The following is a 13904-nucleotide window of genomic DNA, read 5'->3' on the forward strand; positions in this document are numbered from 1 at the left end:
TTAATTAAACTAAAACCAGTCTTGTTTTAATCAAAAAAACGTTTAAAAGTATGAAAAAAAATTATCGTTTTAAATCGTTTTACAGGCATTCCCATCCCGGAACGGGAAAGGTACCGGTAAAACAAATGATCAGGATTATGAAGATCTATGTTGTATTGGTATGTCTGACTATCGGGGAATTATTTGCGGCAAACCTCCGCGCGCAGAATATTTCATTGCGAATGGAACAACAAAACCTGTCGGAAGCTCTTGCTGTTATTGAGCAGAAGACGGATTATCACTTCTTTTATAACGCCCGTTTGGTAGATGTTTCCAAAAAGGTAAGTATCAATGTAAGCGATATGGAATTGGAGGAAGCTTTAAAGCAGTTACTTCACCATGTTAATATCGATTATAAGTTGGTAAAGGACCAGATTGTACTTTTTCCCAAGGGAGATACCTATGTGGTGGAGATGATAGAAGAGCTTTTGGAAGATGTTGAGGAAAAGGGTTCTGGTGAGAACCAAATGGAGTCCCAAGCAAGTAATGAAAATGCCGCTAATTTAAATCGGGCATTACAAGATCTGATAACCGGAAATGTTACTGATGAGGACGGTGTACCTCTTCCTGGTGTAAACATAGTGGTAAAGGGAACCACTATTGGTACTCAAACGGATTTTGACGGAAATTATACAATCTCCGCTAGTGAAGGACAGGTATTGATATTTTCTTATGTGGGGCAAAAGACCCAGGAAGTAGCTGTCGGTTCTTCCGGGGAGGTAAATGTACAGATGCAGGAAGATGCACAGGCTTTGGAAGAGGTAATTGTAGTGGCCTATGGTACAGCTAAAAAAGAAAGTTTTACAGGTTCCGCAACTCAAATCAATGCTGATAATCTTGAAAAAAGAACAATAACTAATCCATTGGCTGCATTGGAAGGTGCTGCTGCGGGAGTAAATGTTTCCGCTGCAAACGGTCAACCTGGTGCTCCGCCTAACATTAGAATAAGAGGGGCAGGATCTTATGTGAGTTCTGCCGGGAATAGTCGAAGAGGATCTTTTAGCGATCCTAATTCTCCTATCTATATTGTAGATGGTGTCCAGTTTAACGGAGATTTATCCAGTATAAACTCGTCGGATATAGCAAGCATGACTGTTTTAAAAGATGCTGCGTCTACTTCCTTGTATGGTAGTAGAGCTGCCAATGGAGTGGTTATGATTAAAACAAAAAGTGGTAAAAAAGGAAAAGGTAGTGTTACCTTAAATATAAGCCAGGGTATTACATCGAGATCTATTCCGGAATACGATAGATTAAACGCTTCACAATACTATCCTTTAATGTGGGAAGCCTTACGAAACAGTTTGTCTATATCAGGAACTACACCTGTCCAGGAAGCCAATGAAAGAGCTTCGGCCGAGATATTTGACGAGTTGGGGCAAAATCCTTTTAATGTCTCTAACGATCAGATAGTTTTGCCAAACGGACAATTGAACCCCAATGCCAGCTTATTATATCCCGAAGATCTGAATTGGCAAAAGCCTTTGATAAGATCCGGCTCCCGTAGTAATATTGATTTATCTTATGGAGGAGGAACAGAAAAATCAGATTATTATGCTTCTATAGGATACCTGAAGGAGGATGGGTATATTTTAAACTCAGATTTCCGTAGAATTACGGCGAGGGTGAATGTGAACACAGAACTTGCAAGCTGGGTTAAAACCGGTTTGAATTTATCGGCAACAGATACGGAATCAAATCAGGCAGCAGATGCGGGGAGTAGTTCTTATGTGAATCCTTTCCGGACTACAAGATATATAGGTCCCATTTATTCTGTACATCAACATGACCCTGTTACAGGAGAATATATACTGGACAGGAATGGGCAAAAAGCCTATGATCTTGGAGACAATCGTGTGGGAGGCGGAGGTAGTGGACGAAATGTAATCCAGGAAACGCTTCTCAATATAGATCAGGATAAAGTATTTACGGTGTCTACAAGAGCTTATGCCGAATTTTATTTTCTTAATGATTTTACCTTTACCGTAAATGGAGCTATAGATAAAAGGTATTACGATAGAAAACAATTTTGGAATCCTGTGGTAGGAGATGGATCTCCCGAGGGGAGATCATTTAGATGGTCCACAAATAGAACAACAACAAACTTTAACCAATTATTAAATTATACCAAGCAAATAGATAAGCATAATGTATCTGTTCTATTAGGGCATGAAAGTTATGAGACAGAGTATGATAATTTTTATGGAGCGAGACAATCTCAGGTAGTAGATGGTAACATAGAGCTTGTTAATTTTATAACTACGCAAGATTTAACATCATATCTTCGAAAGCTCACTACGGAAGGGTACTTTGCCAGATTAAACTATGATTTTGATAATAAATATTTTATAACAGGATCTTATCGCAGGGATGGTTCATCCCGCTTTCATAAAAGTGAAAGATGGGGAGATTTTTTCTCTGTTGGTGCTGCATGGCGTATTGACCAGGAGAATTTTCTTAGGGATGTGGATTGGATAGACCTTTTGAAGTTAAGAGGTTCATACGGGGAAGTTGGTAACGATAATTTGGTTTTAGGAGATGATAACGCTCATGGATATTATGCGAGTTATCCTCTGTTTGCACTGAATTACAATAATGCCGGTGAAGGCGGGATTCTTATGGAAACTCTTGGGAATGAAAATCTGAAATGGGAGACCAATGTGCAATCCGACGTAGCATTGGAATTCGGTTTTCTGAATAACAGGATATCCGGAACGGTCGAATATTATAACAGGAAGTCAAAAGATTTACTTTTCAGAGTGCCTTTACCCTTATCCGCAGGTCTTGATGATTTTCCGGATAATATAGGCAGTTGGACCAACAGTGGTTTCGAAATAGGTTTGAATTTCGAAATAATTCAAAATGAAAATTTTTCATGGGATTTTAATATAAATGCTTCTACGCTGAAAAATAAAATTACCGAGTTGTCACAGGATGAAATTATTAATGGGTCCAAAAAACTGGTCGTAGGCGGAGATTTTTATAATTATTGGATGCGAAAATGGTATGGCGTAGACCCGGCAGATGGAGCTGCATTATATTATGCAAGTCCGGAAGCAATTGAAGCCGGAAGTGGAGATTTAAGGGAAATAGACGGAACTATGGTTACTACAAACCATAACAATGCAGAATACGGATTTGCCGGTACTGCAACCCCGGATGTTTTCGGTGGTTTTGGAAGTAACATTAATTATAAAGGATTCTCACTTGGTTTTACATTTACATACCAAATAGGAGGAAAAATTTACGATACGAACTATTTAAGCTTAATGCATTCAGGAGAATATGGTACCGCCTGGAGTACGGATATTTTAAAAAGGTGGCAGAATCCGGGAGATGTAACGGATGTACCAAGATTGGATGCATCGCAAACTACGCCTTTTGGCGCGCCATCGGATAAGTGGTTGGTAAAGTCAGATAACTTATCCCTTCGACAAGTAAATATTGGTTATAATTTGAATAGCACTTTGACGGAAGCATTTGGTATTTCATCGGCCAGGATATATGCCAGCGGTGAAAATCTGTTTAGGGTAACAGCAAGAAAAGGATTGGATGCAGGAGAAAATTTTAACGGGACCACTTCCAACAGATTTACGCCGGCAAGAGTTATATCTATGGGACTTAATATAACCTTTTAAAAAGATAGGAATGAAAAGTATAAGAAAAATAAAGGCTATTTTGACTATTGTGATAATGGGTATCATTTTATGGTCATGTAACAGTGATTTTTTGGAAGAATCTCCTACAGAAAGTATATCGAATGATGATGCCGTTTCTACCACAAAAAACCTGTTTGCAATAATTAACGGAATCCATAGATCACTTTATATACGCTATGATGAATCGCAAGGGCGTATTGGAGTAGGAGCGATGATGATTCAAAATGACGTATTAGGAGACGATTTTGTGATGACCTCCAGAGGGAATGGTTGGTTTGTATCTGCGGCAGCGTGGAACATGCATACTAATGCAAGTAGTGCAGATAACAGATATCCTTACAAAATTTATTATAGGATTATTAGAAATGCAAATGAAGTAATAATTGGTACAGAAACAGCAGAAGGACCGGACGAAGAAAAAAATATGGTGAAGGGGCAAGCGCTAACCTATAGAGCATGGGCACACTTCCAGTTGGTTCAGTTGTATGGTAAACGATACGATGCCTCGGGGGAAAATACCCAGCCGGGAGTCCCTATTCGTTTAATTCCTGAAAATGAACCTTTACCTCGTGCTAGTGTGGAACAGGTATATACCCAGGTAAATAAGGACTTGGATGAAGCCATAGTTCTTTTGGATGGCTATGAAAGGGGAAACAAATCTCATTTTGATAAATCTGTAGTATTGGGTTTGAAGGCCAGAGTAGCACTTGTTCAGCAAAATTATAGTATAGCGGCTGAATATGCTGCTTTGGCGCGGGAAGGTTATAGCCTGATGTCTAATGATGAGTATTATGGCCAATTCAATACTTATACTAACGGTGAATGGATGTGGGGAAGTTATGTACAGGAAGATCAATCGGACACTTTTGGAAATTTCGGAGCTTATGTTTCCAGGAATTTTAGTTCTACCAATATTCGTACAAACCCAAAAGCAATAAATAGTTTATTGTATGATGAAATTTCGTCTACAGATATCCGTTCGAAATTATTTGATCCTACAGGAGAACATGATAGTTTACCTCCGGGTTACAGTATTGCCTCCAATTTTGCTAAATTTCCTTATACTAACCAAAAATTTTTAGCAGCAGGAACCGGAGACAGCCGTATGGATGTACCTTATATGCGTGCCGCAGAAATGTACCTTATCGAAGCAGAGGCCCTTAGCTATATTGATGAGAATGCTTCCCGGAATATACTTTATGAACTTGCTTCAAACAGGGATTCGGAATATGTTCTGTCCACGAATAGCGGACAAGATTTGAAAGAGGAGATTTATTTGCAAAGGAGAATAGAGCTTTGGGGAGAAGGATTCAGATTTTATGATCTTAAAAGGTTGAATTTACCTTTGGATAGAACAGGGGCAAATCATGTAGGAAGTGTTATTAATAATATATATACGGTTCCGGCTGGTGATAATCGTTGGCAGTGGCTAATTCCATTGGATGCTATTAATGCTAATCCGTTGTTAGAGCAAAACCCTATTTAATTAACTGGAATTTTTCAAGAGGCCGTCTTTTTTGGACGGTCTTTTGTATATGAACTCGTTTTGCGGTTTTCTGATAATAATCAGGATGGGAAGAGGTTTAACGACGAGTTCTATTTATAGACATCTCTTAAAAATAATTACACCATGAAGAAAAAACAACTAAAAGCAAGATTAAGCTTAAACAAACAAACCATCAGCCGGCTGTCCGGTAAAGAAACATCCCGTATTCTGGGAGGTGGTGGAGATACAACTCAAAACCACACGATCTGTGATTGCGATATGGCAGAAACAGAGCAGGGCGGTGGATGCGAAGGTTCATATATGACGGTTTGCGGAACATTGGGATGCGGAAACAATACCGGAACCAGACTTCCTTCCTGCTGGAATTGTTAAAGAGAAATGGTAAAAAAACAAACCCCGGTATGTTGTGAAAAACATGCCGGGGTTTGTACTTTAAGTGAAAAGAAGTTATTTATCCACCTTCACATTCACAAAAAAACGATCCGTAGCTACGGAAATCCCTTTTGGCGGAGTATCCAGTTTTTGCCATTCCCTGGTGGGGTGCAATCGTATTTCTTCTCCGTTTACACTAACGTCTATCGGCATGTTGAAGTTCTCTGCATCGGCAATCCAGCGGTAAGCGGTACTGTTGCCCTCTCTTTTCAGTTCCAGTACGGGGATGTCTTTATATCTCAGGTACTGATCGAATACCGGTTCGAGATTCAGTTTGGTTTCCTGTTCGAAAAAGTTGAGTACCATTTCGGTATCCACGATCATATGTTTAAAGGTTTCACTGAATTCCTTTATCAGTTTCCACCATTTTTCGTCATCATCTATCATATGGCGGATGGTATTGATCATTAAGGCACCTTTGGGATACATATCTCCGGAACCCTCTTTATTCACGCCGTAATCCCCTATAATAGGCTTGTCATTCCGCACGTTTTTCCTCAACCCGTTAATGTAAGCCTGTGCGTCTTTATATCCCCACCGGCATTCTACATATACAGCCTCACTGTAGGTGGTAAAACCTTCGTGTATCCACATATCGGCAATATCGGAGGAGGTGATGCTGTTACCAAACCACTCATGTCCTGTTTCGTGAATGATGATAAAATCCCATTTCGTACCTATACCCGTACCGGAGAGGTCACGCCCCAGGTAGCCTTTCATATATTTGTTGCCATAAGCCACGGCACTTTGGTGTTCCATTCCGAGGTGCGGGGTTTCTACCAGTTTATAGCTGTCCTCTTTAAAGGGATATTCCCCGAATTTCTCCTGGAAACAATCCATCATCGGTTTTACCTCCTGGAAGTGCTCTTTTGCCTTATCGAGGTTATAGCTCAGCACGTAGAAATCCATATCGAGACCTTTGTATGTCTCGCCGAAATGAACATAATCTCCGATATTGAGAGCCACATCATAGTTATTTATCGGATTGGTAACTTTCCAGTCCCATCGCGTATACCCGTTCCCGAGGTCTTTTTTACCTGTTAAACGTCCGTTGGATACATCCATAAGCCCGTTCGGTACGGCAACTTTTATGGTCATACCGTTTTCCGGTTCGTCACTTTGATGGTCTTTATTGGGCCACCATGCGCTGGCACCCGTACCCTGAACTGCCGTAGCGATCCACGGTTTGCCGTTTTTGTCCGTTTTCCAGTCAAAACCACCATCCCATGGAGCTCTGACGGCTGCAATGGGATTGCCGGAGTAATAAAAAGTTAAACTGTCTTTTTTGTTTTTTCGAAACCCCTCTTTGTTCTTTATAAAAACCGCGTTGTATTCCCTTCGGTAGGAGAGTTGTTTACCGTGATATACTATAGAATCCACTTTCATGTTCTCAAAGAGGTCTATCTGAATAGAAGTCAGCTTTTGTTGCGGGACAAAAACAATACGGTTATATCCGCTGAGATATTTTTTTACCGGGTCTACTTTTATATTCAGGTGATATTCCCTTACGTCAAAGTTTCTCTCGGTACGGAGAGAACCTCGCAGCGTGTCTCCCCGTGTGTAATTTTCTTTGTCCTGCATCAATTGGGCCTGCATACTTTGAACACATACAAGGGCCAGGCTTAAGAGTATTATTTTTTTCATGGATTCCTGATTTTAGCGCAAAAATATCAAATTCCGTTTCCTGTCGGTTATTACGGATAGAAATTTTCCGGTAAAGGAAATTCTATACCTGTATTATTCCCGGATTATATGGTTTTTCAATGGGGGCATGATTGGCCGCTTCTATTCCCATACTGATCCATTTCCTGGTATCTGCAGGATCGATAACAGCATCTGTCCACAACCTTGCTGCCGCGTAATATGGAGAAGTCTGCGCATCATATCTCGATTTGATCTTGTGGAACAGTTCGTCTTCTTTTTCTTTGGTTATGTTTTCTCCTCTTTTCTTAAGGGAAGCGGTTTCTATTTGCAACAGTACTTTAGCCGCCTGTGCACCTCCCATTACCGCAAGTTCCGCACTCGGCCAGGCGAAGATGAGTCTCGGGTCATATGCTTTTCCGCACATCGCATAGTTTCCTGCCCCGTAGGAGTTACCTATGACAACTGTAAATTTGGGAACAACACTATTGCTTACCGCATTTACCATTTTAGCTCCATCCTTAATAATTCCGCCATGTTCGCTTTTACTGCCAACCATAAAACCGGTAACGTCCTGTAGAAAAACAAGCGGTATTTTCTTTTGGTTACAGTTGGCAATGAACCGGGTGGCCTTGTCTGCGCTGTCTGAGTAAATGACCCCTCCGAACTGCATTTCTCCTTTTTTGGTCTTCACTACTTTACGCTGGTTGGCCACGATGCCCACGGCCCACCCGTTTATACGGGCGTAACCGGTAATGAGTGTTTTTCCGTAACCGGCCTTGTATTCTTCAAATTCCGAGCTATCTACCAGGCGCTTTATGATCTCCATCATATTGTATTGATCTCCCCGGGACTTCGGAAGGATGCCATATATGTCTTCCGGGTTTTCGACAGGTTTAGCCGGCTTTACACGGTTGTACCCGGCCTTATCGAAATCACCGATCTTATCCACGATATTTTTTATAGTATCCAAAGCATCCTTATCGTCTTTGGCCTTGTAATCGGTAACCCCGCTGATTTCACAATGCGTTGTTGCCCCTCCCAGTGTTTCGTTATCGATAGATTCTCCTATGGCGGCTTTAACGAGATAGCTTCCGGCAAGAAAGATACTCCCGGTCTTGTCCACAATAAGGGCTTCATCGCTCATAATGGGCAGGTAAGCACCGCCAGCGACACAACTTCCCATAACCGCGGCTATCTGGGTAATTCCCATACTGCTCATTACGGCATTATTCCGGAAAATACGGCCGAAATGCTCTTTATCCGGAAATATTTCGTCCTGCATGGGCAGGTAAACCCCGGCACTGTCTACGAGATAAATAATAGGGAGCCTGTTTTCGATGGCAATTTCCTGGGCCCGAAGATTCTTTTTTCCGGTAATGGGAAACCATGCTCCTGCTTTTACCGTGGCATCATTGGCTACGACAATACATTGCTTTCCTTTTACGTAACCTATTTTCACGACAACTCCTCCGGACGGACAGCCGCCGTGTTCTTCATACATTCCTTCTCCTGCAAAAGCGCCTATTTCAATGTTGTCAGAACCTTTATCCAGTAAATAATCGATACGTTCCCGGGCCGTCATTTTTCCTTCTCCGTGCAGCTTTTCCACCCTTTTTTCCCCACCGCCTTTTTTTACGGTGGCCAGTCTGTCCCTCAGATCCGAGAGGAGCATTTTATTGTGATCTTCGTTTTTGTTGAAGTTGATATCCATATTTTTCGCTTAGAATGCTGCTAAAATACGAAAAGAAGACCGAAGTCCGAAGAGAAGTACTGCCGGAACAGGTGTCAATGCACCTTAAAATTCAAACAATTTCTTACTGCTGTAGACAGCCGGCCGTTTTTTAGTACCGGGATTCGGAGATTTGTAAACTTTAATCGCGGATTCACGGATAATCAGGATGAGTTTCTAAAGATTATCCGTGCATCCGGGGTAAAATAAACTTTCTGCATATAAAAAACTATGGATTTCTAATCCATATACCTCCTCAACTCCAAACTCCTCAACACCAAAACTAAAAAAACAACCGGCCATGCTAAGAAGTTGTTTGAATTTTTAGATGCGTTTGCCCGGATACATCTGTTTGTAATACTTAAATATTTCATAAATTGTACGATATTTGCCCGTCAATTCGGTATGAATACGGAATTTTGTACCTAAAACACATTTAATGGATACATCAATGGGAATGAATAAGAATGCTATATTCGGCTGGGCCTCCTTAATTATGTTTTTGATCGGAACCGCTTTAGTGTTACTGGGCGTTTTGAAATACCGGGACTATGCTATAGGATTTTCTGTAGTAGGTATCGGTTTTTTTGCGATGTCATGGATATTTAATGCACTGAAAGGAAGGATTTAAAGCCTATGTTGTAGCCTGTAAGCAGGCGTATAGCCTGATTTTGGAATCCGGCAAAAAACAAGAGAAGTTTACCGTGGTGTAGCGCAGCTCTTTTAAACGACGTCCTTGAAATCCGGATGTTCATTATCCAAATCAAATGGATTCCGGTTCTATTATGCCTAATATTGCGGAAGGCTTTGACCGGGATGGAAATAAGGAATTTCAATTTTTTTAAGTATTGCCGGAAGTTCCGCAAGTGAACTGAAGTTACAGGGATACCGGACAATGAATAAAAAAATCGTGAACAAATAGCAATTTTCCAAGCTTTCCGAAATGTGTGAGTACGAAAAACGAAAAAACAGATGCCTTTATGTATTATTTGCGTAATTCAGGTGTCAAAGGTCAAAAATTTAAATCGTAAGCTCAACCTATCAACTACAAATCATAAATTACAAACAATAAAATAAACCTTATTCAATGTCAGACGATAAGAAAGTTATTTTTTCGATGTCGGGCGTTTCCAAAACGTACCAGAGTACAAACAAGACTGTACTGAAAGATATCTACCTGAGTTTTTTTTACGGGGCCAAGATCGGGATACTGGGGCTTAACGGTTCCGGTAAATCCACGTTGCTGAAGATCATTGCCGGAGTGGAAAAGAATTACCAGGGAGATGTGGTTTTTTCTCCCGGATATTCCGTAGGATACCTGGAACAGGAGCCTCAACTGGATGAGGAAAAAACGGTAATCGAGATCGTAAAGGAAGGAGCGGCCGAGGTAGTCGCCGTTCTGGACGAATATAATAAGATCAACGATATGTTCGGATTGCCCGAGGTCTATGAAGATGCCGATAAGATGCAGAAACTCATGGACAGGCAGGCCGAACTTCAGGATAAGATAGATGCTACCAATGCCTGGGAACTGGATACCAAACTGGAAATTGCGATGGATGCCCTCCGTACCCCGGAACCGGATACCCCGATTAAAGTATTGTCCGGAGGGGAGCGCCGGCGTGTAGCGCTTTGCCGGTTGCTTTTACAGCAACCCGACATACTGCTACTGGATGAACCTACCAACCACCTGGACGCGGAATCCGTATTGTGGCTGGAGCAACACTTGCAGCAATATAACGGAACCGTAATTGCCGTGACCCACGACCGGTATTTCCTGGACAATGTAGCCGGATGGATACTGGAACTGGACAGGGGAGAAGGAATTCCGTGGAAAGGAAACTATTCTTCATGGCTCGATCAGAAGTCCAAACGACTTGCCCAGGAACAAAAACAGGCATCCAAAAGACAAAAGACCCTGGAACGGGAACTGGAATGGGTACGTATGGCGCCTAAAGGAAGACAAGCCAAACAAAAAGCACGTCTTAACAATTACGATAAACTCCTTAACGAGGACCAGAAACAACTGGACGAAAAACTGGAGATCTATATCCCCAACGGACCCAGACTGGGAACCAATGTTATAGAGGGAAACGGCGTAGCCAAGGCTTTTGGAGATAAACTTCTGTACGAAAACCTGAATTTTAAACTTCCGCAGGCGGGAATAGTTGGTATTATCGGGCCCAACGGGGCAGGTAAGACCACTATTTTTAAGATGATCATGGGTGAGGAAAAGCCGGATAAAGGGGAATTTGTAGTGGGAGAAACCGCTAAGATCGCTTATGTAGACCAGAGTCATTCGAACATCGATCCGGAAAAATCCATCTGGGAGAATTTTTCGGACGGACAGGAACTGGTGATGATGGGAGGAAAACAGGTGAATTCCCGCGCATACCTCAGCCGATTTAACTTTTCCGGGAGTGAACAAAACAAAAAAGTTTCAACCTTGTCCGGGGGAGAACGCAACAGGCTTCACCTTGCCATGACCCTGAAAGAAGAAGGCAACGTATTGCTGCTGGACGAACCTACCAATGACCTGGATGTAAATACACTCCGGGCCCTGGAAGAAGGGTTGGAGAACTTTGCGGGTTGTGCGGTAGTGATCTCTCACGATCGTTGGTTCCTGGACCGTATATGTACCCATATCCTCGCTTTTGAAGGAAATTCGGAGGTCTACTTCTTTGAAGGGGGCTTCTCGGATTATGAAGAAAATAAGCGTAAACGCCTTGGTGCCGATGTAATGCCAACGCGTATCAAGTATAAAAAACTGATCCGATAGTTAATCGGGGAAAAATAAAACCCGGGTTCCGATAATATGAAATTTCCCTGAAATTGTTTCGGGGCTGTAAATCATACGGAACCCGGGTTTTTGTTTATATTATTTTCTTTATAACCCTTAGTTTGTGTGTATGCCTTCGGGTATCCACATTGAAAATTCCGCTGTGGTCAATGCGGTCAATACGTACTTTTCCGTAGGAGTGGATAACGTAGTTGTCTTTCATAATTATACCTACGTGTACGATATTCCCTTCGTCATCATCAAAAAAGGCCAGGTCACCCGGTTCGGATTCTTCGATAAAACTCAGGGCCTCTCCCTGAGTGGCTTGTTGAGCAGCTTGTCTCAGCAGGGGATACCCGTTTAGTTTATATACCATTTGTGCCAATCCGGCAGAATCGATACCAAAGGGTGTTTTTCCTCCACATTGATGTGGTGCGTTCAGGAATAAAAATGCGGTTTCCACCAGGTCCTCTTTCTTCTGTATACCGGATTGTATCCTGCCGTCAAAATGATGGGAAAGAAAGGAAGACGAACTGACGTGCGATCCCATTGGTACGGGCATAAGCTGCCCGTTGTGATCGGTAATAAATTCTACCATGTCCGAGGAAAGGCCTGTAACATCTTTATCCATGTTTTTATAGGTGTCCTCTTCAATGAACAGGTATTGTTTATTGTCTATCCAGCCTTCGTGCCTGTCGAATGCAAGACGGATTCTGCTCCAGTATTTTTGTTGTTCAAGTACTTTAAAATGTTCGCCGTACAGGGCCTGCGAGGTAAGTTCGGCCGTATCGGAGGGATTCGATCGTAAAGGAACGATACTGAGGTTACAAATTCCGTATTGCATTTATTTTTTTAGTTTTGGAGTTTTTTAGTCCCGGTATATATCGGGACTAAAAAGACTAAGAACTAATTTACTATCTTTCTATAACGATTGCCGATGCACCTCCGCCTCCGTTACATATGGCGGCAGCACCGGTTTTTGCGTTGTTTTGTTTTAAAACATGGATGAGCGTTACCAGGATACGCGCACCGGAACAGCCGAGAGGGTGCCCGAGAGAAACCGCTCCTCCGTTTACGTTTACTTTATCATCTGTCAGGCCTAATATTTTCATGTTAGCCAGTCCCACTACAGAGAAGGCCTCGTTAAACTCAAAGAAATCCACGTTTTCCATGGCTACTCCCGCTTTTTCCAGGGCTTTTGGCAAGGCCTTGGCCGGTGCTGTGGTAAACCATTTCGGTTCCTGGGCCGCATCGGCATATCCTTTTATCGTAGCCAGGGGTGTAAGGCCCAGTTCCGAAGCTTTTTCTTCACTCATCAGCACCAGTGCCGCTGCGCCGTCATTAATGGTGGAAGCATTGGCTGCCGTAACCGTACCATCTTTGGTAAATGCAGGACGAAGGGATGGTATCTTTTCCAGGATTACGTTTTCGTATTCTTCATCTTCTTCGACCAGCACTGGATCTCCTTTTCGTTGCGGGACCTCAACGGGAACTACTTCGTCTTTAAATTTTCCTTCTTTCCAGGCATTGGCAGACCGTTTGTAGGACTGAATGGCAAACTCGTCCTGGTCTTCCCTGGAAAAACCGTATTCCCGGGCGCAGGCATCTCCGCATACGCCCATGGCATTGTTGTCATAAGCGTCTACAAGACCGTCTTTCTGCATCCCGTCTTCCAGAGAGGCGGGGCCGAATTTCGTTCCTTTTCTCATGTGGACGTAATGGGGTATAGAGCTCATGTTTTCCATTCCCCCGGCTACTATGATTTCCGCATCACCGAGAGCAATAGCCTGTGCGGCCTGCATTACCGCTTTCATACCGCTGGCACAAACCTTATTGACCGTGGTACAGGGTACGGTGTCAGGTATTCCGGCATATATTGCTGCCTGTCGGGCAGGGGCTTGTCCTTCTCCTGCCTGTACGACATTTCCCATCAGTACTTCATCCACTTTGGAAGGGGCCAGGCCTATTCTTTCCAGAGCGCCGCGTATGGCAATGGCGCCGAGTTTCGGAGCCGGAATACCGGACAGGCTGCCCAGAAAACTTCCTATCGGGGTCCTTACGGCCGATACTATAACTACTTTTCTTGTCATTTTATTCTGTTTTAGTGTGTTTTCTTTA

Annotated in this window: 9 protein-coding genes; 5 read left to right on the forward strand and 4 right to left on the reverse strand. The window is 42.6% G+C overall.

Features of this window, described 5'->3' with window-relative positions; all coding sequences use genetic code 11:
- Nucleotides 1-50 precede the first annotated feature (50 nt).
- The 3 genes from ACVBDU_RS13320 to ACVBDU_RS13330 all read left to right on the forward strand — a co-directional run bounded on the left by ACVBDU_RS13320 (nt 51) and on the right by ACVBDU_RS13330 (nt 5574).
- Nucleotides 51-3674: a SusC/RagA family TonB-linked outer membrane protein gene (locus ACVBDU_RS13320; protein WP_447180227.1), complete on the forward strand. Its 3624-nt coding sequence runs from the start codon at nt 51-53 to the stop codon at nt 3672-3674.
- A 10-nt stretch (nt 3675-3684) separates the two neighbouring features.
- On the forward strand, nt 3685-5181 hold the full coding sequence (locus tag ACVBDU_RS13325) for a RagB/SusD family nutrient uptake outer membrane protein (RefSeq protein ID WP_447180228.1): 1497 nt from the start codon (nt 3685-3687) through the stop codon (nt 5179-5181).
- Between the two features lie 144 nt (nt 5182-5325).
- Nucleotides 5326-5574 carry a class I lanthipeptide gene (locus ACVBDU_RS13330; protein ID WP_447180229.1) on the forward strand — a complete coding sequence of 83 codons (249 nt, stop codon included), beginning with the start codon at nt 5326-5328 and terminating at the stop codon, nt 5572-5574.
- 75 nt (nt 5575-5649) lie between these two features.
- Here the strand turns inward: ACVBDU_RS13330 and ACVBDU_RS13335 are convergent, their stop codons facing one another.
- Together ACVBDU_RS13335 and ACVBDU_RS13340 are read right to left on the reverse strand one after the other, a co-directional pair.
- A complete protein-coding gene (locus tag ACVBDU_RS13335) occupies nt 5650-7278 on the reverse strand; it encodes a M1 family metallopeptidase (RefSeq protein ID WP_447180230.1) in 1629 nt (542 codons plus the stop codon).
- 82 nt (nt 7279-7360) lie between these two features.
- Complete coding sequence (locus ACVBDU_RS13340; protein WP_447180231.1) at nt 7361-8989, reverse strand: acyl-CoA carboxylase subunit beta; 1629 nt, start codon at nt 8987-8989, stop codon at nt 7361-7363.
- Between the two features lie 469 nt (nt 8990-9458).
- On the opposite strand from ACVBDU_RS13340, the gene ACVBDU_RS13345 reads away from it, so the two are divergent.
- On the forward strand, nt 9459-9638 hold the full coding sequence (locus ACVBDU_RS13345; protein WP_072318545.1) for a CAL67264 family membrane protein: 180 nt from the start codon (nt 9459-9461) through the stop codon (nt 9636-9638).
- Between the two features lie 456 nt (nt 9639-10094).
- Entirely contained in the window at nt 10095-11786 is a 1692-nt protein-coding gene (gene ettA, locus ACVBDU_RS13350) for an energy-dependent translational throttle protein EttA (RefSeq protein WP_447180232.1), read from the forward strand.
- Between the two features lie 94 nt (nt 11787-11880).
- Here ettA and ACVBDU_RS13355 read toward each other — a convergent pair whose 3' ends face one another.
- Both ACVBDU_RS13355 and ACVBDU_RS13360 read right to left on the reverse strand, forming a co-directional pair.
- Entirely contained in the window at nt 11881-12630 is a 750-nt protein-coding gene (locus ACVBDU_RS13355) for a C40 family peptidase (protein ID WP_447180233.1), read from the reverse strand.
- A 70-nt stretch (nt 12631-12700) separates the two neighbouring features.
- Nucleotides 12701-13876 carry an acetyl-CoA C-acyltransferase gene (locus ACVBDU_RS13360; protein ID WP_447180234.1) on the reverse strand — a complete coding sequence of 392 codons (1176 nt, stop codon included), beginning with the start codon at nt 13874-13876 and terminating at the stop codon, nt 12701-12703.
- Nucleotides 13877-13904: the final 28 nt, after the last annotated feature.

The sequence above is a fragment of the Sinomicrobium endophyticum genome (assembly GCF_052983315.1).

Excerpts from the sequence above, each read along its gene's own strand:
- ACVBDU_RS13320 (WP_447180227.1), top strand. The coding sequence starts at position 51 with ATGAAAAAAAATTATCGTTTTAAATCGTTTTACAGGCATTCCCATCCC.
- ACVBDU_RS13325 (WP_447180228.1), top strand. The coding sequence starts at position 3,685 with ATGAAAAGTATAAGAAAAATAAAGGCTATTTTGACTATTGTGATAATG.
- ACVBDU_RS13330 (WP_447180229.1), top strand. The coding sequence starts at position 5,326 with ATGAAGAAAAAACAACTAAAAGCAAGATTAAGCTTAAACAAACAAACC.
- ACVBDU_RS13335 (WP_447180230.1), bottom strand. The coding sequence starts at position 7,278 with ATGAAAAAAATAATACTCTTAAGCCTGGCCCTTGTATGTGTTCAAAGT.
- ACVBDU_RS13340 (WP_447180231.1), bottom strand. The coding sequence starts at position 8,989 with ATGGATATCAACTTCAACAAAAACGAAGATCACAATAAAATGCTCCTC.
- ACVBDU_RS13345 (WP_072318545.1), top strand. The coding sequence starts at position 9,459 with ATGGGAATGAATAAGAATGCTATATTCGGCTGGGCCTCCTTAATTATG.
- ettA (WP_447180232.1), top strand. The coding sequence starts at position 10,095 with ATGTCAGACGATAAGAAAGTTATTTTTTCGATGTCGGGCGTTTCCAAA.
- ACVBDU_RS13355 (WP_447180233.1), bottom strand. The coding sequence starts at position 12,630 with ATGCAATACGGAATTTGTAACCTCAGTATCGTTCCTTTACGATCGAAT.
- ACVBDU_RS13360 (WP_447180234.1), bottom strand. The coding sequence starts at position 13,876 with ATGACAAGAAAAGTAGTTATAGTATCGGCCGTAAGGACCCCGATAGGA.